We start from the raw sequence: 20547 nt of genomic DNA, 5'->3' as shown, positions 1-20547 counted from the left end.
GTCCGGTGGCGATAGCGAGAAGGTCACACCCGTTCCCATCCCGAACACGGAAGTTAAGCTTCTCAGCGCCAATGGTAGTTAGGGGCTGTCCCCTTGTGAGAGTAGGACGCTGCCGGGCGAATAAAATTTTACTATTCCGCAGTAGCTCAGTGGTAGAGCACTCGGCTGTTAACCGAGCGGTCGTAGGTTCGAATCCTACCTGCGGAGCCATTTTTATGAATTTTAGTTTAGCTGATGCTTCCATAGCTCAGCAGGTAGAGCACTTCCATGGTAAGGAAGAGGTCAGCGGTTCGAGCCCGCTTGGAAGCTCTGTAACAAAATTAACTGGCCCCTTGGTCAAGCGGTTAAGACACCGCCCTTTCACGGCGGTAACACGGGTTCGAATCCCGTAGGGGTCACCATTATTTGGAGGATTAGCTCAGCTGGGAGAGCATCTGCCTTACAAGCAGAGGGTCGGCGGTTCGATCCCGTCATCCTCCACCATTAATTAAGCCGGTGTAGCTCAATTGGTAGAGCAACTGACTTGTAATCAGTAGGTTGGGGGTTCAAGTCCTCTCGCCGGCACCATTGTTTTTCAACTCCGGAGGGGTAGCGAAGTGGCTAAACGCGGCGGACTGTAAATCCGCTCCTTAGGGTTCGGCGGTTCGAATCCGTCCCCCTCCACCATTTTAATTTTCATTTTAATACATATTAAAACAGAAAATGGACAATCTATAAGTAGTCCTTTTTATTTTGAAAAAAATGATTACTAATGGGCTATAGCCAAGCGGTAAGGCAACGGACTTTGACTCCGTCATGCGTAGGTTCGAATCCTGCTAGCCCAGCCATTATATGAGCCATTAGCTCAGTCGGTAGAGCATCTGACTTTTAATCAGAGGGTCGAAGGTTCGAGTCCTTCATGGCTCATCATATTAGTGTAAAACAGACTCAGGAATATAATTTCCTGAGTCTGTTTTTGATTAAAAACAATTACTTTAGAGAAAGAGCTTATAAGATCCCTTCGATTCGTTGTCAGGTTCTCTCGATCATACTTGTTCATCACCATGTGATTTGCATAACTTAAACCTTAAGCAGTAAATGCTTAAGGTTTTTTATGTTTTTAAAAGGTCCTGTAATGAAATGTATAGAATCTATACACACATATGAAAGGGGAAATGAAATTGACTAAGGGAATGATCCATCATATAGAAATTTATGTATCAAATTTGCCGAAGAGTGTTGAGTTCTGGAGCTGGTTTTTAGAGGATTTGGGATATAGCGTTTATCAGGAATGGGAAGAAGGGCAAAGCTGGAAGTTAGAGAACACCTATATTGTCTTTGTTCAAACAGAAGAAAGGTTTCTTGATATTCCCTACCATAGGTGTAGGGTAGGGTTAAACCATTTAGCCTTCCATGCCCGCTCACATGAACATGTAGATAAATTAACAAGGAGACTAAAGGATAAGGGGATTAAAATCCTCTATAATAATCAACACCCATATGCGGGAGGTAAAGACCATTATGCTGTGTATTTCGAAGATCCTGACAGAATTAAGGTTGAAGTTGTCGCTCCATAGAACTATTGGAAGCATATCACCAATCGGAGGAGGGATATAAATGAGAAAGGTCGAGGTTTCTCCCTATAATCCAGAATGGAATGTATTATTTGAGACAGAGGCGGAAAAAATCAAGCTGATCTTTGGACGAGAACTACTGGCCATTCATCATATTGGCAGCACAGCAGTAAACGGATTAAGTGCTAAGCCTGTCATAGACATCATGCCTATTGTACATAACGTATACAGAGTGGATGCTCATAATGAAGCAATGATTTCGCTTGGATATGAACCAAAAGGAGAGAATGGAATTAGAGGTAGACGTTATTTCCAAAAGGGAGGTAATGACCGCACACATCACATTCACATTTACCAGGAAGGCAGTATAGATATAGCACGGCATATCGCCTTTCGGGACTACTTGCGTAATCATCCAAAAGAAAAAGAACTATATGGAGAATTGAAAATGCAATTGGCAACTATATATCCATATGATATCGATGCTTACATCAAGGGCAAGGAACCCCTTGTAAGACAAATCGAACTTAAAGCATTACAGTGGGTAAACCTAACAAACCTAACCAATGGATAATGTTTCAATGGGGCTAAATGCTGCCTTTTCCTCTTATGACCGCATATATATACATAATTTTGTTGAGTTGAGTCATTTCTTTGAAAGCGGTTAAAATAAAGGAGTTACATATATTATAGGGGGGATCTGCTGATGAGAAAGCTCAAGATAATTGGAATGCCTATGGACTTAGGACAAATGAGACGTGGTGTGGATATGGGTCCGAGTGCCATTCGCTATGCAGGGGTATATGAACGCTTACAGAACCTAGTTGATGAAATTATAGATGAAGGTGACATTCCTGTCGGCCGGCCGCAAGTTGAAGTAGATCCAGAATCAAATCTTAGAAACCTGCCTTTAATAGCGGAAAAAACAGAATTACTCGCAGAAAAAGTAGACCAAGCCATTTCAAGCGGTTCCTTTCCGCTCGTGCTTGGCGGAGATCATAGCATTGCCATAGGAACATTGGCAGGAATATCGAAGCATTATAAAAATCTGGGTGTCATATGGTACGATGCACATGGAGATCTGAATACATCTGAAACATCACCAAGCGGAAACATTCATGGCATGCCTCTAGCTGTGAGCATGGGCATCGGCCACGAGCTTTTAGTGAATGTAGGGAACTATGCGCCAAAAGTGAAGCCAGAGCATATTGTCCTCATTGGTGCAAGAGCTTTAGATGATGGTGAAAAAGAACTTATTAAAGAAAAAGGCATTAAAGTTTTCACAATGCATGAAATTGATCTGATGGGGATGGCAAAAGTAATGGAGGAAACCATTGAATATTTAAAAGATAAAACAGATGGTGTGCATCTTTCATTAGATTTAGATGGCCTTGATCCAAATGATGCACCAGGTGTAGGCACACCAGTCATTGGCGGGATCAGCTACCGGGAAAGTCACTTGGCAATGGAGCTCTTAGCAGAATCAAAACTCATTACATCAGCTGAATTTGTGGAAGTTAACCCTATATTAGATGAAAAGAATAAAACAGCGACTCTAGCAGTTGCATTAATGGGCTCTCTACTTGGAGAAAAATTAGTATAACAGCATAATAAGCAAATAATAGAACAAAAGTGATTTCCTTGGTGAAGTCACTTTTTTATTTAAGATTTTTAAAAAGAACTTCGTATACTCTCAAACAGTCTTGAGAACAAAAAAAGCTATTGGAGTAACCAAATAGCTGAATTTAAGTATTAGGTTTATTTATTCTTTAATTGAATCATATTGTATTCATTCAGAAGCTGATCCAATTTTACGCTTGTCCGAATCACTTCCTCACTTGATAGTGAGGTGGTTGCTGCAAGGTGAACCATTTCACGGCGATGTAATTCAATGTCATTTAATAAGGCATCTGCACACATAAAACCATTCCTTTTAGTGTAATTTACTACTTTTATACCCTCAGGGGAAATTTTTTAAACCACTTGAGTAAAAATTTGTTAATATAGAGATTGAAGAATTTAAAAAAAGTGAAACCTTTTCCGCTATCGATTCGTAATATCGTATAGCCGCACTAGAGCGGAGGTAAATAAATGGAGACAATCGTAAAGAAAAGGATCAAGCAGGTCATAAAGGGAGACCAGGATGCTTATGCAGAAGTGGTGGAAATGTATAAGGATAAAGTCTTTCATGTATGCTTTCGAATGTTAGGCAATAGACATGAGGCGGAAGATATTGCACAGGAAGCATTCCTAAGAGCATATGTTAATATTGCAAGCTTTAATATTGAATTGAAGTTTTCAACGTGGTTATATAGAATCGCGACAAACCTTTGTATAGACCGGATCCGCAAGAAAAAGCCAGATTATTATTTAGATGCAGAAGTAGCAGGTACGGATGGCCTAAACATGTACTCACAAATTGCCTCGGATTCGAGACTTCCTGAGGAAGAGGTTCAAAGTCTTGAACTGCAGGAAACCATTCAAAGAGAAATTTCTAAGTTGCCAGAGAAATACCGCTCTGTTATCGTATTAAAGTACATTGAGGAATTATCCCTAAATGAAATCAGTGAAATATTAAATCTGCCGCTTGGAACAGTTAAAACAAGAATCCACCGAGGCAGGGAAGCTTTAAGAAATCAATTACGATACCTTTAAAAAGAGGGTGAGAACTTTGAAATGCCAAGAAGAAATCGTCGTATATATGCATGAGTATTTAGATGATGAGATCTCAGCCGAACAGGAAAAAGAATTAAGAGAACATCTGCAGCAATGCCCAGATTGCCAGACGCATTTTCATGAATTAAAAAGAACCATTGCCCTTGTGCAAAGTTCTTCACATATACAAGCACCAGCAGATTTCACCGCAAGTGTGATGTCGAGACTGCCAAAAGAAAAAAAGAAGGTGGGCATGCAGCGCTGGCTAAGGCATCATCCGCTTTTAACTGCAGCAAGTCTCTTTATTGTCTTGATGACAGGCAGTTTACTTTCATCTTGGAATGATGATCCGCATCTGTCTGTTTCTAAACAGCCCAATCTTGTAATCGAAAATGACACAGTTATTGTTCCAGAAGGTGAAGTTGTAAAGGGAGATGTCGTCGTTAAAAACGGCAATCTTAAAATTAATGGACAGGTTGAAGGTAGTGTAACAGTAATTAATGGTGAAAATTATCAGGCTTCAGCTGGCCATGTAACAGGTGAAATTGAAGAAGTGAATGAACTGTTCGACTGGATGTGGTATCACATTAAAAATACGGCTGAGGAAGTTATGAATATATTCGGTGAGACAGAAACCGTTAAGACCCAATAAAGCAAGTGGAGACCGCCTCCTCTTGCTTTTTTTATTTTCTGTTTTATTAAATAGCATCATGGAAGGAAATTTCATATATATGCTAGAAGTAAGTGGAGTCCAGCTCTGTGCATAAAAGAGGTTTCAATGCAAAGGGATTAAAAAGAGAATAACAGCCGATGTAGATTGCATGGAATTTTGCGGCATAATTGCTGGTCAGGGATAAGATAAAGGAAAATCAACTGAAAATTGGATTTACACTGAAATATGATATAATATGAAAGTTACATATAACCAATGGCCTTAGAGTAAGCGTTGGCTTTTGGAATGTTTTTAATGATTAAGTCCATAAAAATTCAGTTTTAAAACGGGATTACTTTGGAACTTTCTACTATAGATCTGGAGGAAGAGCAATGTCGTTTTTGGATTTCTCGTTTGCAGATTTCTCTTTATTTAGATTATTATCGAACACAATTGATATTCTCCTTGTATGGTTTGTTATATATAAACTGATTATGATTGTAAAAGGTACAAAGGCTGTACAGCTTGTAAAGGGAATTTTTGTGATCTTGCTTGTTAAGATCATTAGTGATCAATTCCATTTACAGACGCTTGGATGGATGATGGAGCAGGTGCTGCTTTGGGGGTTCCTGGCTATTGCAATCATTTTCCAGCCAGAGCTGAGAAGAGCATTAGAACAGCTTGGACGCGGGCGATTCTTCTCAAGAAGCGGGCATCAGGAAGAGGAAGAACAGGAAAAATTAATCGAAGCGATTGCCAAAGCAGTTGATTACATGGCCAAACGGAGAATTGGTGCTCTGATCTCACTTGAACGGGAGACAGGCATGGGGGATTATATTGAGACAGGTATACAGCTTCATTCAAAGATTTCCTCTGAGCTCCTGATCAATATCTTTATTCCAAACACTCCGCTGCATGATGGAGCAGTAATATTACAAAAGAATCAAGTTGCCGCTGCAGCCTGCTACTTGCCGCTCTCAGAGAGCCCCTTTATTTCAAAGGAGCTGGGTACAAGACATAGAGCCGCCCTTGGCATCAGTGAGGTGACCGACAGTATAACCATTGTTGTATCTGAGGAAACGGGCAGTGTGTCCGTCACTAAAAATGGCGAACTGCACCGAGAACTCAAATCAGATCAATTTAAAGAAATGCTCTCTAAAGAGCTTCTTTCTCAAACTGCTAAGCAAACTTCTTCCGCTCGATGGAATTGGAGGGGAAAGAAAAATGGATAAGTTTATTGATAAGCTCATCGATACTAGCTGGTTTATGAAAGTGTTTGCGTTGATTCTTGCTTTGCTTCTGTTCGACTCACAATATGATCCTGATAAGGATGTCAGCGAAATGAATGTCCCGAGTGAGCATGATTCAGAGGTACTCGAGGATATTCCAGTGAAAAGCTACTACGATACTGAAAACTTAGTTGTAACTGGGGTGCCGGACTCCGTCACTGTTACAGTCTCTGGCCCTCGCGCAAATTTGCAGCAGGTGATCGTACAGCAGGATTTTGAAGTTTATGTTGATCTCACGGAAGCTGAGATTGGCACACAAAATGTCCCGCTGCAGATCAGCGGCATATCCGAGAGACTTGAAGTAACCATTGAACCTGGAAGTGCAGAAGTAACTGTACAAGAGAAAGTGTCAGAGGATTATCAGGTTGAGGCTGAATTTAATCAAAGCTTGCTAGGAGAAGGATACACAGCTGAGCAGCCTGTTGTCGAACCTAATACTGTTACCATTACGGGGGGCAAAGCAGTTGTTGATCGTATTGCTTATGTAAAAGCAACGATAAATAATTTAGAAGGCCCTATTACAGAAACTGTGACAGAGACAGCAAGTGTAAGTGTATTCGACCGGGATATGAATAAGTTAAATGTCGTGGTAGAGCCTGCTGAAATTGAAGTCACGATCCCTGTTGAGCTGCTTGCTAAAACGGTGCCTATTCAAGTGGTACAAGAGGGCAGCCCTGCCAGCGGTTATGTGATTGATTCCATAACACTTGATGTGGACGAGGCTACCATTTCAGGTAGCGAGACTGTACTTAGTGAAACAGAAAATGTCCGTGTTGAAGTAGATGTGAGCGGCCTGGAAGAGGATACAGAACAAACCTTGCCAGTGATCATTTCAGATGGCATCACTGAAGTGGACCCAGAACAGGTTACTGTTCGAATAGAAGTATCCGCTGTTAATAATGGCGAAGATGAAGGCAATGATACAGGCGAAGAAACGCCGGACCAAGATCAGGCACAAAATACAGAAGAAACAAGAACCCTCGTTAATCTGCCCATACAGCTTTCAGGTTTGGATGAAAACTATAATGCAAGATTCCAAACTCCTGCAAATGGGAATACAAGTCTTACGGTTCGAGGACCAAGAAATGAAATACAGGGACTTGCTTCAAATGACTTTGATTTAATGTTAAATTTGGCAGATTTAGAGGAAGGGGATCATGAAGTCGAGATTAATGTAAACGGTCCCCCTAATCTGAACTGGAGTTTAGCTGTTGAAACGGCTACCATAACAATTTCACAAAAAGAAGCTTAAAATAAGGAGCGATTTTTTCATGGGTAAATATTTCGGTACTGACGGAGTGCGAGGAGTTGCAAATAGTGAGTTAACACCGGAGCTGGCGTTTAAATTAGGACGCTTTGGCGGCTATGTTCTAACGAGAAATCAAGACAGGCCAAAAGTTCTGATTGGGCGTGATACACGCATTTCCGGACATATGCTGGAAGGAGCCTTGGTAGCTGGCCTTTTATCAATTGGAGCTGAAGTGATGCGTTTAGGTGTTATTTCAACACCAGGAGTTGCTTATTTAACAAAAGCTCTTGGAGCAGAAGCAGGAGTGATGATCTCAGCTTCTCATAATCCAGTTGCAGATAACGGTATTAAATTTTTCGGACCAGACGGCTTTAAGCTTTCTGATGACCAAGAAAATGAAATTGAGACACTTATGGATCAGCCTGAGGACAGCCTGCCGCGTCCTGTAGGAGGAGACCTTGGTCAGGTAAATGACTATTTCGAAGGCGGCCAAAAGTACCTGCAATATTTAAAGCAAACAGTAGACGAAGATTTCTCTGGCATACATATTGCTCTAGACTGTGCGCACGGTGCAACCTCACCGCTTGCAACGCATTTATTTGCGGATTTGGATGCAGATCTCTCCATGATGGGAGCATCGCCAAATGGGCTTAATATTAACGAAGGTGTCGGATCTACACATCCAGAGGCACTTGCTGCCTTCGTAAAAGAGAAAAACGCCGATGTAGGTCTTGCTTTTGATGGAGATGGAGATCGCCTGATTGCCATTGATGAAAATGGCGATATCGTTGATGGCGACCAAATCATGTATATTTGCGCTAAATACATGAAGGAGCAGGGCAGACTGAAACAGGGAACGGTTGTATCAACAGTTATGAGTAATTTGGGCTTCTACAAGGGCTTAGAGGAACACGGCATTCAAAGCGTGCAAACGGCTGTTGGTGATCGTTATGTAGTAGAAGAAATGAAAAAGAACGGCTATAACCTGGGCGGCGAGCAATCTGGTCATATTATTTTCCTTGATTATATTACGACTGGTGATGGTCTTCTTTCCGGACTTCAGCTTGTAAATATCATGAAGATGACGGAGAAGCCGTTATCCGAACTTGCGAATGAAATGAAGAAGTTTCCGCAAAAGCTTGTCAACATTCGGGTAACAGATAAACATCATGTAACAGACAATGAAAAAGTAAGTGCCGTGATCTCTGAAGTTGAGAAAGAAATGAATGGAGATGGCCGCATCCTAGTTCGCCCTTCTGGCACAGAGCCGCTTGTGCGCGTTATGGCAGAGGCTCCAACAAAAGAACAATGTGATTCTTATGTAGAAAGAATAGCTGAAGTTGTTCGGGCAGAAATGGGTTTAAAAGAAGAATAGATATTCGAATAGGATATGCATGGGGGAACATTTTACATCCTCCATGCATATTTTTATATGGTCAGTCATTTTAAAAGAAGTGAACAGAATGCTCTTTGCAGAAAAATCCAATTGTGAAAAATTGTTCATTCTTTAGGTTATTGATTGACGAACTTTACTATTTACGGTATGATAATCCTGTTTTTGTAAGCGGTTTGGCTGCAAAAACGAATTCAAAGAAGGAGGAAAGGGATGGAATATCTACAAATTAAAAGCGCCTGGACTAATCCGCGGACGGTCATGGATTAGTTGACGAGGAGGAGGTTTATCGAATTTTCGGCGGATACCTCCCGGTTGATAGCAAAACCGAAATTTCTTCTTTAAAACATCAAGGCAACTTGATGCACAAAGAGAAGAGAATGCTAAATAAAAATGAGCAGAACGCCATAAACTAACAAAAAGAATGTTGAAAATGGCTATGCTTTTATATGGACTTTTTTTAAAGGTCCGACATCATACAACCAAAAAATTAAAAATTACAGAGATAAGGGGCAAGTACGCCCTATTAATAAGGCTTCTTGCCCCTTCACTAGGAGGAAAAGAAGTATGTGTGGTATCGTTGGATTTATTGGAAATAATGACTCAAAGGAAATTTTGCTGAAAGGCTTAGAGAAGCTTGAATACAGAGGCTACGATTCAGCAGGGATCGCGGTTATGAACGAAGATGGTGTTCAAGTTTTTAAAGAAAAAGGCCGTATTGCAGATTTGCGCTCAATTGTTGAAGAAGATGTTCTTGCAAATACAGGAATCGGGCATACACGCTGGGCAACACATGGTGTACCAAGCACAGTCAACGCTCACCCGCACCAAAGCAAAACAAGCCGCTATACACTTGTTCATAATGGCGTTATTGAAAACTATGACCTTCTAAAGCGTGAATATCTTCAAGATGTAGCGTTAGAGAGTGACACAGATACTGAAATTATCGTTCAGCTGATTGATCTATTTGCTAAAGAAGGCCTAAGCACGGAAGAGGCTTTCCGCAAAACACTTGGGCTTTTAAAAGGATCTTACGCAATCGCTCTATTGGATGAAGAAAACAAAGAAACGATCTTTGTGGCTAAGAATAAAAGCCCGCTTTTAGTTGGGCTTGGTGAAGATTTCAATGTTGTAGCTTCAGATGCCATGGCAATGCTGCAGGTGACAAACCAATATGTAGAGCTTATGGATAAAGAGATTGTTATTGTTCAAAAGGATCAAGTAACAATCCAAAACATGAACGGCGAAACAATCAGCCGCGATCCTTATACAGCTGAATTGGATGCAAGCGATATTGAAAAAGGCACTTATCCGCACTATATGCTAAAAGAAATCGATGAGCAGCCGCTTGTGACACGTAAAATTATTCAAGCGTATCAAAACGATTCAGGCAAGCTGACGATTGATGAAGAAATCATTTCTGCTGTGAATGAGTCAGATCGTATTTATATCGTAGCAGCTGGTACTTCTTATCATGCAGGACTTGTTGGGAAGCAATTCATTGAAAAGTTAGCGAAGATTCCAGTAGAAGTGCACATTGCGAGTGAGTTTGGCTACAACATGCCAATTCTATCTGAAAAGCCATTGTTCATCTTTATTTCTCAAAGCGGAGAAACAGCAGACAGCCGCGCAGTGCTTGTAAACGTAACGAAACTTGGCTACAAAACGCTAACAGTTACTAACGTACCAGGATCAACCTTATCTCGTGAAGCGGATTATACTTTGCTTCTGCACGCTGGCCCAGAAATCGCTGTTGCTTCCACAAAAGCATACACTGCACAGCTTGCGGTATTAGCTATTTTGGCGGAGGTAGCCGGCGCAAGCAAAGGCTTCAAGCACGAATTCGATTTAGTACAAGAACTGGGTATTGTCGCAAACGGCATGGAAGTGCTTTGCAATGCGAAGGAAGAGTTCGAAGATATTGCGCGCAGCTTCCTTTCTACAACACGCAATGCATTCTTCATCGGCCGCGGCATCGATTACTACGTTGGTCTAGAAGGATCGTTGAAACTTAAAGAAATTTCTTATATCCAAGCAGAAGGCTTTGCTGGCGGTGAACTTAAGCACGGTACGATTGCCCTAATTGAAAACGGCACGCCAATCATTGCTCTTGCTACACAAGAAAGTGTGAACCTAAGCATTCGCGGCAACGTAAAAGAAGTTGTAGCCCGAGGTGCGAACCCATGCATTATCTCTATGAAGGGTCTTGAAATGGATGGAGATACCTTCATCATCCCAGAAGTGCACGAACTATTAACACCACTTATCTCTGTTATCCCGCTGCAGCTAATTGCTTACTATGCAGCTCTTCACCGCGACTGTGACGTTGATAAGCCAAGAAACCTGGCGAAGTCGGTTACGGTTGAGTAAGAGGTTGGGATAGAATAAACAAAAGTCCTCTAGGGTCTCCTTAGAGGACTTTGCTTTTATGTACAGATTCCGTTAGGTACACTAGACTGAAAGCTTTCTGATTTCCCTCATTTTAAGATAAAACTCTCTTCAAGATTATAGCCAAAGTAATTGGATAACTTACATAAGTAGGCAAGACAATCGGATTCATATGGGTTATCAATAAATTAATTTAAGTGAAAAGCTGGCGAAATTTACAGAGCTTTGGTCTCCTAAGGTCATTGGTGAGATGAATGATTATCAGTTTAAACTAGTTAAGGTTCAGGAAGATTTCGTTTGGCATAAACATGAGGAAACGGATGAGGTATTGATCGTACTTGATGGTGAGCTGGTCATTGCATTCCGTGATGGTGAAGTGAAGCTGTCAGCAGGTGAAATGTATATCGTACCAAAAGGCGTTGAGCATAAGCCTTATGCTGAAACGGAATGCCAGGTCATGTTAGTGGAGCCAAGAGGTGTGGTCAATACTGGTGACACAAAAGCAGAATTGACGGCAGAGAATGATGTATGGATTTAAAAGCGGCTGGGACTCTGTATCCCAGCCGCTTTCTTATAGATGAACGAGAACCTTTCCAAACTTCCCGCCTGTTGTTACAGCAACCTTTTGGCCATATTTATTCCTTAAGTAATCTATTGAATCAGCTTTTTGCACTTCAGTTAGGGAAATGTTGTAATTAGAAAACCACACTTCCAAAGAGTCAATGACCTCTTCAAGAGTCATCTCAACCGTCTTTTGGTGCCGTTCAATTAAAGATTGGTACGTATAATTATTTAAGTAAAGCAGTTGCAGGATATAGAACATGTCTGAAGTTAAAATGTTGGGAGCTTCTATTTTTAATTCAGACAGTAGTTCCTCTACTAGAAGGTTTTCATTCGGCCCAGCTGAAAGGCTAACGTAGAAGTATTTATTTGCTAGGTTTAGTCCTTTTTTAATCGCGTTCCAATCGGACATGGCCGGGCACATGGAGGCAAAAACGAAATCATAATCCTGGTGGTCCGCAGGATTAAAGTCTTCAAATGATTGGTTAACGATATTAATCATCACACCATGGTCCTCTGCATTTCTGTAAAGCATAGAACTTAAAAGGGATGAGGGTTCTAAAGAGGTAACTTTTGCTCCCCTTTTAGAAAAGGGAATACTAAAAATACCTGAAGCCGCTCCGACATCCAGCATGGTTAAGTTTTCAACTGAGTCAATTTGCTTTTCAATCCAGCTAATGATTCGCTCGGTACGTTTAGTGCCTTCTGCAGTAAACGAATTGGCATCATACTTTCTTGCCCAGTTTATAAAGCCTTCCGATTCATTTGAACCTAAACCAGTCTTGTACATCTTTTTTATCCCCGTGTTTTGGTCATTTTTCCATGCCTGTTCCCAAAATTCATGATGAAATAGTTGGTTTATCACTATGATCTCCTCCTATTGTTACTATTATAGAGTTATTATATCTATAATAACTCTGCAAATAAAGCTAAAAAGATAAATACTGATGAATAGCGTCATCTATAAGCACCATTATGGAGTAAAATGGATTTGTTCAATCGTTTAGGAAGAATTTAAACATGATATACTAAAAGAAAACATTTAAGCGAGGGTGTATTAATGACTAAACACCGAATTTACACGACAAGTTTTGCAAGTGTCTATCCTCATTATGTGGCTAAGGCAGAAAAAAAGGGACGTACGAAAGAAGAAGTAGATGAGATTATCCGGTGGTTAACAGGATATAGCCAAAATGAGTTAGAACGGCAAATAGAACATAAGACAGACTTTGAGAACTTTTTTGAGGAAGCTCCACAAATGAACCAATCAAGATCATTCATTAAAGGTGTAATCTGCGGTGTAAGAATCGAAGAAATTGAAGAAACAACAAGGAGGGAAATTCGCTATCTGGATAAACTGATTGACGAATTAGCAAAGGGAAAAACGATGGTAAAAATATTGCGTAAATAATAAGAAGCACTGATTCTTCCTCAGAATTGGTGTTTTTTTACGTTCAGATGGTGAATTAACAGCCTTTATTTAGAAAAAAGTGCAGCTAAGCCTTTGTCGCTGCCGATAAAATCTAATGTTTAAAAATATATTTAAAAGGAAATTTTGATAATTAGACAGCACTCAAGAGATATTAAGTATATAAATTCATATGAAAGCATGGTGAAATCTCTTGGACAATATAGGTATATCTATTTTAATCATACTTATTCTAATAGTAGCGAACGGCCTTTTTGCGATGACAGAGATTGCCATTGTTACATCGAAGAAAACCCGGCTTGAGAGAATGCGTGATGAAGGAAATAATAAAGCAGCATATGCATTGAAATTAGCTGAGGATCCTAATCAATTACTATCAACCATCCAAATAGGAATTACCTTAATTGGTGTCATTACAGGTGCTTTTGGGGGAGCAACGATTGCTGGCCAGTTATCTGTTTATGTAGAGCAGATTGAATTTCTTGCTCCTTACAGCTACCAGTTAAGCTTTATTATTGTCGTTGGGATCTCCACTTATTTATCGTTAATTATTGGGGAATTAGTTCCTAAGAGAATTGGTTTAGGAAATCCAGAGAAAGTTGCGAGCGCGGTTGCGAAGCCGATGTATTACTTCTCAAAAGTAGGACGGCCGCTCATCTGGGTATTAAGTAAATCAACAGAACTTCTTCTGAAAATTTTAGGCATTAAACCAACCAATGAACCAAATGTCACCGAAGAAGAAATAACGCAGTTAATTGAAGAGGGAGTTTATAGCGGTGTAGTTGAAGAAATTGAGCAGGATATCGTCGAACAGATTTTTTATTTAGGAGATAAACGTCTTAGTGATATCCTGACAACACGCACCAAGCTTATTTGGCTGGATATTGAAGATTCTTTTGCGGAAAACATGAAAAAGATAAATGAAAGCCCACACTCTAAATTCCCAGTTGGAAAGGGAAGTTTAGATCGTTTTCTTGGCATTATTCATACAAAAGACCTCTTATCGAAAGTGGCTGCAGGAGTGGAATTTGATCTGGCTGATTGTATTGAAGATACTCACATTCTTCCCGAATATATGAAAGTATTTCATGTGTTGGAGATCTTAAAAAAGTCCGGCAAACATGAAGCTTTAGTAACAGATGAATATGGAGGCGTAGAAGGCTTTGTAACTCTCCATGATATCATTGAAAATATAGTTGGGGACATGCCGGAGGATGATGAAGAGGTTCCGCAAATTATTAAAAGAAATGAGGATACATGGCTGGCAGATGGGCTTGTTTCCATAGATGCCTTTATCCGATATTTCGACTTAGAGGATTCATCACTTTTAAAGGACCGAAGTCATTATCATACAATCGGTGGACTGTTCGCATACGTAATTGGAAACTTACCTAAAATAAAAGATACCATCCAGGTAGAGGATTTAGAGATTGAAGTAATTGATATGGATGGAGCAAGGTTAGATAAATTGTTAATCACGAAGTTAAATACAGAAAAAGAAATTGAAGAAGAATAGGCGGTTCTTATAAAGTTGCCTGTTTATATTAAAAACGAATCTATTCTGCCAGATGCTAAATAAGAGTGAGACAATATTTTAATTTTCATAAGCCCGAACCATTAGCGGAACTTCATGTTACCTAATTGTTTCGGGTTTATTGAGTTTTGAACAGCACATATAAAACGGGTGGAATAGAGGGATGGGTAAGAACACTCGGAAGGTCAGGTTCCGCAGTATAATGGAACGGTTCTGTTTGAATAGCTGATCCTTTATGACAGAAGAAATTAGCGATAAATATATACCCGTTATTCATTGACTTAAGCATTTATCAATGTAAATATTTCGTAAATCTGATTATGATTAAAAATAGTAAAAACTACCTAACCCTTTGAGCTTCAATAAATAGTCAAATAAGGCGATTTTACCGAATGTAAACCCATGTAAAAGCAGTGTAAAAAAACCCCAGAATGGTAGAAAAGTAGATTTTCCGAAGTCATAATAGGTTTTAGGCAAAATTCATAAACTTCGGGAGGAAATAATAATGAAAAAATTTCTTGGTTTCTTGCTAATAACTCTATTAGCAGTAACTCTAGCAGCGTGCGGCGGAGAATCTTCAAGTAATGAAGATACATCAGGAGATTCAACAGATGATAGCAATGGAAGTGAAACTACTGAAACACCTGAAAGTCTTGTAATGGGATTTGTTCCATCACAGGATTCAGATACAATTGCAGATACTGTTGAACCTTTAGCTGATCGCTTAAGCGAAGAGCTGGGCATGGAAGTAGAAGGTAAAGTTATGACTGACTATTCTGCACTTATTGAAGCTATGGGTGCAAATGAAGTACAAATTGGTTTCATTCCTGCATTTGCTTATGTACTAGCTAATGAGCAATATGGTGTTGATGTTCAATTAAAATCTGTTCGTTACGGCAGCGGAACGTATAAAGCACAATATGTTGTTCGCGCTGATTCTGGCATTGAGTCATTAGAAGATTTAGAAGGGAAAATCTGGGCTTATCCTGATGCTGCTTCAACTTCTGGTTTCCTTTTCCCAGCATCACAATTAATGGGTGAATTTGATATTGATTCTGCTGAAGCACTTCAAACTGAATTTTTCTCTGAATCTATTGCAGCTGGCGGTCATGACACTGCAGCGATTGCTGTTTATGAAGGAGATGCAGATGTAGCAACTACATTTGATGATGTTCGTGGTGACCTTACTGAAGAATACCCAGATATCGAAGAAGAATTAAAGGTTCTTGGCTATACTTCAGATATTCCTAACGATACAATTTCTACGGTTAAAGAACTAGATGAAGAGCTAGTTACAAAAATTAATGAAATATTCCTTTCTTTCAATGAAGATGAAGAAATGATTAAAATCATGAACGAAGTTTACAGCTGGGATGCAATTGAAGCTGCTGAAGATTCTGAGTACCAAGTTGTTCGTGACACATACTCAAAACTTAAAGATTCAATTACTTTAGACTAATATTGAATAACTTGGAGAGAGGAGGCAAGTTCTCCTCTCTTTTTACACTTTTAATAAGGTCAATTTGTAAGACAGGTTCATTCAGTTAACACAATTGGATCTGAAGGATAAGACAGTTTCACCTTATGAGCTTGCCAATTAGCAGACTCTTTTAAATCTAAGAATTGTGGCTGTTAGAATACACCGAGAATAAAAGGGGTTATAACCAATGATTGAATTTAAAAATGTTTCCTTAACATATCCAAATGGAACAAAAGGTTTAAAGAATGTGAACTTAACAATTAATGAGGGTGAATTCGTAGTGATTGTTGGCCTTTCAGGTGCCGGTAAATCGACGTTAATCCGAAGTATAAATAAACTTGTTACAGCGACTGAAGGAGAACTATTAGTTGATAATGAAAATATTTTAACCCATAAAGGGAAAAGACTTCGCAGCCTCCGCACAAAAGTCGGAATGATCTTTCAAAATTACAATCTTGTAAAACGTTCTAATGTCTTTAAAAATGTATTAGCTGGCCGGCTTGGTCACACTGGTACATTGCGTTCACTCTTCAATTTATTCTCCAAAGAAGACCGCAGTCTTGCATATGAAAGCCTTAAGCGTGTAAATATCGAGGAGAAAATATACAATCGTGCCGACGAACTAAGCGGCGGACAGCAGCAGCGTGTAAGTATCGCGCGTGTGCTTACTCAAAAGCCGAAGTATATCCTGGCAGATGAACCTGTTGCATCACTTGACCCTCCTACTTCTCACCAAGTAATGACGTATTTAAGGAAAATCAATCAAGAAGATAATATTACAACGGTCGTGAATCTTCACTTTATTGATATGGCAATGGAATACGCGGATCGTATTATTGGTATGCGAGCTGGTGAGGTTGTTTTTGATGGCCCTGCTTCAGAAGTATCTGAAAAAACATTTGAAGAAATATATGGCCGAACAATACGTGAAGGTGATCTTCGCGGAGGGACTGAGGCATGACAGAAAAAGAAATAAAAAAAACCAGTACCCAGTCACCTTCGGTTATTCCCTTAAAAGCCAAGTTTCGAGTTACAGCTATTTTCTTTATTGTACTAGTATTCTACCTTTTTAGTTCCTTTAAAACAGAGTCTTCAATAACTGAATTTATAGACGGAATTGGAAATATGGGAGAGCTATTTCAAAAGTTTTTCCCGCCTAATTTAAGCTTATTTCAAGCAATTTGGCCAGCTTTAGCTGAAACCATTCAGATGGCTATTATTGCAACAACAGCTGCAGGGATTCTCTGTATTCCATTAAGCTTACTGGCAGCCAATAATGTTACAACCAATAAAATTCTTTATAATATTGTCCGCTTTTTATTAAATATTTTAAGAACGATACCAGATCTTGTACTAGCTGTTATTTTCGTTGCATTGTTCGGAATTGGAGCATTACCTGGTATCATCGCACTTGTTATCTTTTCCCTTGGTTTACTGGCCAAATTAATAAGTGAAACGATTGAAGCAATTGATATGAATCCTTTAGAGGCAATGCAGGCATCTGGAGCAAATACAATTCAAACCATTTATTATTCAGTTGTGCCGCAAGTACTGCCTCAATTCACTTCATTTGTTCTATATGTTTTTGAAATTAATATCCGTGCCTCCGTTGTATTAGGATTAGTAGGTGCCGGTGGAATTGGACAAATCCTTGATCAGCAGATCAAGTTCTATGAGTATCCGAATGCAATGGGTATTATTATTATCATTTTTGCATTGGTGGTAGTTATCGAATATATTAGTACAAAAGTAAGGGAGGCGATTGTCTGATGATGCATAATCTACCTCCTAAACCGAAGCGTTCAACATTTAAGACAGTGCGAAATATCCTTTTTGGGGTTATTTTAGCTGGAATCTATATTTGGACATTTATGGGGATTGATATTGACTTTGCCAAAGCTGTAGACCGGATGACTAACAATTATGCCCGTATTATTCCCAAGCTTTTAGACCCTGACTGGTCAGCTCTATCAGATGTTTGGGCAGCTATGGTGGAAACAATTTATATCGCCTTTGCCGGCTCTTTGATGGCAGCTATTCTTGCCATTCCTCTCGGTTTCTTAGCTGCGCAAAACATGACAAATAACAGAGTATTAACGACAATTGGAAAATGGATTCTAAGTGCAATCCGTGCTTTCCCAGATATCATTTTAGCCATTTTATTTATTGTAGTTGTCGGACCAAAGCCTTTTGCGGGAGTCCTAGCCATCGCAATTGGTTCTACAGGAATGCTAGGGAAGTTGTATTCTGAAGTTCTGGAATCAATCGATACAAATGTGGTGGAAGCCATGGAAGCGAACGGAGCCAACAAGCTGCAAATTCTAGTTCATGGAATCCTTCCGCAGATTACACCTGAATTTCTTTCCTATGCTATCTATCGTTTTGAAATCGATGTGCGTGCTTCAACCATCCTCGGGATCGTCGGAGCAGGAGGCATAGGAACATTAATTGTATTTGCGAAAATGAATCGAAACTGGGAGGAAATGGGTCTTATCCTGTTGATGATTATTGTTGTTGTAACTGTCATTGACCTCATCTCTACTCAGATTCGGAAAAGACTTGTTTAACCATTGTTTATGAAACTGTATGGCTGACTTAATGTATATTCATTAAGTCAGCTTTTTTGATAACGAAATAGGATCCCTATCATTCTCGTTGTTCTTATCATGGAAATGATGTATCCTTTTCATAAATAGATTTCTTCTGCAAAATCATAAAGCGTATGGAGCAGGAGCAAGATAACAATGTCTTTATTAGAAATTAAAAAGGAGATAAAAAATGAAAAAAAGATTTGCTCTGCTTATACTTTTGGCTACACTCATTTTGTCAGCGTGCGGACAAAAATCGCTGAGTGAGCCGATGACTCTGCTAAATCAGAATCAAGAAGAAGTTACATTTCCATCAGACAAACCGGCAGTATTTTTCTTTATTACAACATACACCTGAGGACTTTGCGCACAGCAACTGGTTCAGTTGCACGAAAATATGGATATGTTAGCAGACTTAGATGTTGATATGTACGTAATAAGCAAGGATTCTCCTGAGGAACAACTTCAATTATACAATGCTTTAAACGATGAATTTGGTCAAAGTCTTCCTTTCATCTCTGATCCTGACCTTGAGTTAATTGATTCAATGGGAATGAAGAACGGAGATGTAGCATACAGAGGCTATGGGGTCATCGATTCTGACGGCAATATCGTACTTACAGAGAAGAATGATCATTGGGGAGAGCAGATTGAGGATACTGTAGAGAATATTAAAGAGAGTGTAAATTGAGACATGAGGGGAACCTCTGTCTCTTTTGATGAAATTATGGACTCTAGTTATACTGTAGATTACATCATGTTTATAGAACTACAAGAGGCCGTGATCAGACATGGCCTCTTGCAGATTTATCTGTTGAATTTTTTGCTTGTTCTAGTTTGAACGTTCAGCGTTTGTAATCTACTTCTTAGCCCTTACTATCAGAAAGGGCGGACGGCGAGTCTCTTTTTTTAAGCCGGGCAATTTCCTCATAGCTTCTGCTGTAGGTAGTGGCTCTATTATTCTCTGAACTATTAAATCGTGATCAGTGAGAGTATTAATGATGGTTGAAAAGGTCCGATGATAGGTAATAACATTTTCTACCAGCCAATTTTGTGATCGCAGTCCTTCATTGTGGTAATGATCCAAAACAAAGTGCTGTATCTTTCCTTCGCTATCTACTACTCTGTCCTTAAACCCTTTATTAGCAGTAACAAAGGGATGTTCAATTGAAAATAATAGAATACCATCTTCTTTTAAAGTCTTGCTGATTTTTTGGATCAGCTCATCGAAGCGCTCGATATAGTGAAAGGCTAAAGAGCTGCTAATAAAATCAATTGAACCTTCATCCGTAGTAAAATCCTCAATGTCTTTGTTTTGAAAGTCTAAGTTAACTTCTTTATAGCGCCGATTAGCAGACATAATCATGTTGGAAGATATATCAATTCCGGTAACCTTTTTAGCTCCCTGCTTTATACAGGATGCTGCAAAATCCCCCATCCCACAGCCAATATCTAAAACAATCTTTTCTTTAAGATCAGGAACTAGCGTTAAGAAATTTGGCTGCTCCAGCAAATTATTATAATTATATTCTCGTTCTCTAATCGACTCATACTGCTGAAAAAATTCTGCATTATCATAAATGTTCTGTTTCACGTCTTTCTCCATTCCCATAACGTTATGAGTCATTTGCGCAAGTTTATTATGACATTATGATAAAATTAATAATAGACTTATAATTCAAATTTTAGTAAGATGTAGATAGAGGCATGGCTTCTATAAATCAGCATAATGAACATAATGAAACAGGCAGCAATTATCATGATTGCTGCCTTTGT

General features: G+C 39.4%; 20 protein-coding genes, 8 tRNA genes, 1 rRNA gene and 1 pseudogene. 27 read left to right on the top strand and 3 right to left on the bottom strand.

Annotated elements, in window-relative coordinates; genetic code table 11:
- The first annotated feature begins 1 nt into the window (after position 1).
- The 12 genes from rrf to rocF all read left to right on the top strand — a co-directional run bounded on the left by rrf (position 2) and on the right by rocF (position 3156).
- A 5S ribosomal RNA gene (rrf, locus tag F7732_RS18995) occupies positions 2 to 118 on the top strand.
- A gap of 17 nt (positions 119 to 135) precedes the next feature.
- Positions 136 to 210: transfer RNA gene (locus F7732_RS18990), tRNA-Asn, on the top strand.
- 26 nt (positions 211 to 236) lie between these two features.
- Positions 237 to 309 (top strand) — tRNA-Thr (locus tag F7732_RS18985).
- A gap of 17 nt (positions 310 to 326) precedes the next feature.
- Positions 327 to 401 (top strand) — tRNA-Glu (locus F7732_RS18980).
- A 6-nt stretch (positions 402 to 407) separates the two neighbouring features.
- Positions 408 to 483 (top strand) — tRNA-Val (locus F7732_RS18975).
- Between the two features lie 8 nt (positions 484 to 491).
- Positions 492 to 567: transfer RNA gene (locus F7732_RS18970), tRNA-Thr, on the top strand.
- Positions 568 to 582: 15 nt separating this feature from the next.
- A tRNA-Tyr gene (locus F7732_RS18965) sits at positions 583 to 666 on the top strand.
- Between the two features lie 86 nt (positions 667 to 752).
- Positions 753 to 827, top strand: a tRNA-Gln gene (locus tag F7732_RS18960).
- A gap of 6 nt (positions 828 to 833) precedes the next feature.
- A tRNA-Lys gene (locus F7732_RS18955) sits at positions 834 to 906 on the top strand.
- A 254-nt stretch (positions 907 to 1160) separates the two neighbouring features.
- Positions 1161 to 1556 carry a VOC family protein gene (locus tag F7732_RS18950; protein WP_151575646.1) on the top strand — a complete coding sequence of 132 codons (396 nt, stop codon included), beginning with the start codon at positions 1161 to 1163 and terminating at the stop codon, positions 1554 to 1556.
- Between the two features lie 40 nt (positions 1557 to 1596).
- Positions 1597 to 2127, top strand: coding sequence for a GrpB family protein (locus F7732_RS18945; protein WP_151575645.1), 531 nt, complete (start codon positions 1597 to 1599; stop codon positions 2125 to 2127).
- 132 nt (positions 2128 to 2259) lie between these two features.
- Complete coding sequence (gene rocF, locus F7732_RS18940) at positions 2260 to 3156, top strand: arginase (protein WP_151575644.1); 897 nt, start codon at positions 2260 to 2262, stop codon at positions 3154 to 3156.
- Between the two features lie 155 nt (positions 3157 to 3311).
- Here rocF and F7732_RS18935 read toward each other — a convergent pair whose 3' ends face one another.
- Entirely contained in the window at positions 3312 to 3473 is a 162-nt protein-coding gene (locus F7732_RS18935) for an aspartyl-phosphate phosphatase Spo0E family protein (protein WP_151575643.1), read from the bottom strand.
- Positions 3474 to 3644: 171 nt separating this feature from the next.
- Between F7732_RS18935 and sigW the strand changes: the two genes are divergently transcribed.
- The 7 genes from sigW to F7732_RS18900 all read left to right on the top strand — a co-directional run bounded on the left by sigW (position 3645) and on the right by F7732_RS18900 (position 11717).
- On the top strand, positions 3645 to 4208 hold the full coding sequence (gene sigW, locus F7732_RS18930; protein ID WP_151575642.1) for an RNA polymerase sigma factor SigW: 564 nt from the start codon (positions 3645 to 3647) through the stop codon (positions 4206 to 4208).
- Between the two features lie 16 nt (positions 4209 to 4224).
- A complete protein-coding gene (locus F7732_RS18925; RefSeq protein ID WP_151575641.1) occupies positions 4225 to 4860 on the top strand; it encodes an anti-sigma factor family protein in 636 nt (211 codons plus the stop codon).
- 392 nt (positions 4861 to 5252) lie between these two features.
- Positions 5253 to 6092, top strand: coding sequence for a diadenylate cyclase CdaA (gene cdaA / locus F7732_RS18920; protein ID WP_151575640.1), 840 nt, complete (start codon positions 5253 to 5255; stop codon positions 6090 to 6092).
- Complete coding sequence (locus F7732_RS18915) at positions 6085 to 7401, top strand: CdaR family protein (protein ID WP_151575639.1); 1317 nt, start codon at positions 6085 to 6087, stop codon at positions 7399 to 7401. Before cdaA ends, F7732_RS18915 begins: the two co-directional genes overlap by 8 nt.
- A 19-nt stretch (positions 7402 to 7420) precedes the next feature.
- On the top strand, positions 7421 to 8773 hold the full coding sequence (glmM, locus tag F7732_RS18910) for a phosphoglucosamine mutase (protein ID WP_151575638.1): 1353 nt from the start codon (positions 7421 to 7423) through the stop codon (positions 8771 to 8773).
- 585 nt (positions 8774 to 9358) lie between these two features.
- Positions 9359 to 11161 (top strand): glutamine--fructose-6-phosphate transaminase (isomerizing), encoded by a 1803-nt coding sequence (gene glmS, locus F7732_RS18905; protein WP_151575637.1) that lies wholly within the window; start codon positions 9359 to 9361, stop codon positions 11159 to 11161.
- A gap of 205 nt (positions 11162 to 11366) precedes the next feature.
- Positions 11367 to 11717, top strand: a complete 351-nt coding sequence (locus F7732_RS18900; protein ID WP_240056693.1) for a cupin domain-containing protein — start codon at positions 11367 to 11369, stop codon at positions 11715 to 11717.
- Between the two features lie 33 nt (positions 11718 to 11750).
- Here F7732_RS18900 and F7732_RS18895 read toward each other — a convergent pair whose 3' ends face one another.
- The gene (locus tag F7732_RS18895; RefSeq protein ID WP_240056689.1) at positions 11751 to 12605 is read right to left on the bottom strand and encodes a methyltransferase domain-containing protein; all 855 of its coding nucleotides are present in this window, start codon (positions 12603 to 12605) and stop codon (positions 11751 to 11753) included.
- 195 nt (positions 12606 to 12800) lie between these two features.
- On the opposite strand from F7732_RS18895, the gene F7732_RS18890 reads away from it, so the two are divergent.
- From F7732_RS18890 to F7732_RS18860, 8 genes and pseudogenes are all read left to right on the top strand, one after another.
- A complete protein-coding gene (locus F7732_RS18890; protein WP_151575635.1) occupies positions 12801 to 13151 on the top strand; it encodes a DUF2200 domain-containing protein in 351 nt (116 codons plus the stop codon).
- Between the two features lie 211 nt (positions 13152 to 13362).
- On the top strand, positions 13363 to 14685 hold the full coding sequence (locus F7732_RS18885; protein WP_151575634.1) for a hemolysin family protein: 1323 nt from the start codon (positions 13363 to 13365) through the stop codon (positions 14683 to 14685).
- A 523-nt stretch (positions 14686 to 15208) separates the two neighbouring features.
- The gene (gene phnD, locus F7732_RS18880; protein WP_151575633.1) at positions 15209 to 16162 is read left to right on the top strand and encodes a phosphate/phosphite/phosphonate ABC transporter substrate-binding protein; all 954 of its coding nucleotides are present in this window, start codon (positions 15209 to 15211) and stop codon (positions 16160 to 16162) included.
- 208 nt (positions 16163 to 16370) lie between these two features.
- Complete coding sequence (gene phnC / locus F7732_RS18875) at positions 16371 to 17144, top strand: phosphonate ABC transporter ATP-binding protein (RefSeq protein ID WP_066451089.1); 774 nt, start codon at positions 16371 to 16373, stop codon at positions 17142 to 17144.
- Positions 17141 to 17953, top strand: coding sequence for a phosphonate ABC transporter, permease protein PhnE (gene phnE, locus F7732_RS18870; protein ID WP_151575632.1), 813 nt, complete (start codon positions 17141 to 17143; stop codon positions 17951 to 17953). Before phnC ends, phnE (F7732_RS18870) begins: the two co-directional genes overlap by 4 nt.
- Positions 17953 to 18750, top strand: coding sequence for a phosphonate ABC transporter, permease protein PhnE (gene phnE / locus F7732_RS18865; RefSeq protein ID WP_151575631.1), 798 nt, complete (start codon positions 17953 to 17955; stop codon positions 18748 to 18750). Before phnE (F7732_RS18870) ends, phnE (F7732_RS18865) begins: the two co-directional genes overlap by 1 nt.
- Positions 18751 to 18961: 211 nt before the next feature.
- A complete protein-coding gene (locus F7732_RS22880) occupies positions 18962 to 19129 on the top strand; it encodes a lipoprotein (protein WP_192913058.1) in 168 nt (55 codons plus the stop codon).
- 15 nt (positions 19130 to 19144) lie between these two features.
- A pseudogene (locus F7732_RS18860) lies at positions 19145 to 19462 on the top strand (redoxin domain-containing protein); the annotation flags it as partial.
- 168 nt (positions 19463 to 19630) lie between these two features.
- Here F7732_RS18860 and F7732_RS18855 read toward each other — a convergent pair.
- A complete protein-coding gene (locus F7732_RS18855) occupies positions 19631 to 20365 on the bottom strand; it encodes a class I SAM-dependent methyltransferase (RefSeq protein ID WP_151575629.1) in 735 nt (244 codons plus the stop codon).
- Positions 20366 to 20547: the final 182 nt, after the last annotated feature.

This window comes from Bacillus mesophilum (assembly GCF_008923265.1).
Classification (GTDB): Bacteria; Bacillota; Bacilli; order Bacillales; family Cytobacillaceae; genus Cytobacillus; species Cytobacillus mesophilum.
Note: the sequence above shows the minus strand (reverse complement) of the source record. Positions and strands in the feature narration are given on the sequence as shown.

Bases quoted from the DNA above. Each gene is read 5' to 3' on its own strand.
- F7732_RS18945 (WP_151575645.1), top strand. From the start codon at position 1,597: ATGAGAAAGGTCGAGGTTTCTCCCTATAATCCAGAATGGAATGTATTA.
- rocF (WP_151575644.1), top strand. From the start codon at position 2,260: ATGAGAAAGCTCAAGATAATTGGAATGCCTATGGACTTAGGACAAATG.
- F7732_RS18935 (WP_151575643.1), bottom strand. From the start codon at position 3,473: ATGTGTGCAGATGCCTTATTAAATGACATTGAATTACATCGCCGTGAA.
- sigW (WP_151575642.1), top strand. From the start codon at position 3,645: ATGGAGACAATCGTAAAGAAAAGGATCAAGCAGGTCATAAAGGGAGAC.
- cdaA (WP_151575640.1), top strand. From the start codon at position 5,253: ATGTCGTTTTTGGATTTCTCGTTTGCAGATTTCTCTTTATTTAGATTA.
- F7732_RS18915 (WP_151575639.1), top strand. From the start codon at position 6,085: ATGGATAAGTTTATTGATAAGCTCATCGATACTAGCTGGTTTATGAAA.
- glmM (WP_151575638.1), top strand. From the start codon at position 7,421: ATGGGTAAATATTTCGGTACTGACGGAGTGCGAGGAGTTGCAAATAGT.
- glmS (WP_151575637.1), top strand. From the start codon at position 9,359: ATGTGTGGTATCGTTGGATTTATTGGAAATAATGACTCAAAGGAAATT.
- F7732_RS18890 (WP_151575635.1), top strand. From the start codon at position 12,801: ATGACTAAACACCGAATTTACACGACAAGTTTTGCAAGTGTCTATCCT.
- phnD (WP_151575633.1), top strand. From the start codon at position 15,209: ATGAAAAAATTTCTTGGTTTCTTGCTAATAACTCTATTAGCAGTAACT.
- phnC (WP_066451089.1), top strand. From the start codon at position 16,371: ATGATTGAATTTAAAAATGTTTCCTTAACATATCCAAATGGAACAAAA.
- phnE (WP_151575632.1), top strand. From the start codon at position 17,141: ATGACAGAAAAAGAAATAAAAAAAACCAGTACCCAGTCACCTTCGGTT.
- phnE (WP_151575631.1), top strand. From the start codon at position 17,953: ATGATGCATAATCTACCTCCTAAACCGAAGCGTTCAACATTTAAGACA.
- F7732_RS22880 (WP_192913058.1), top strand. From the start codon at position 18,962: ATGAAAAAAAGATTTGCTCTGCTTATACTTTTGGCTACACTCATTTTG.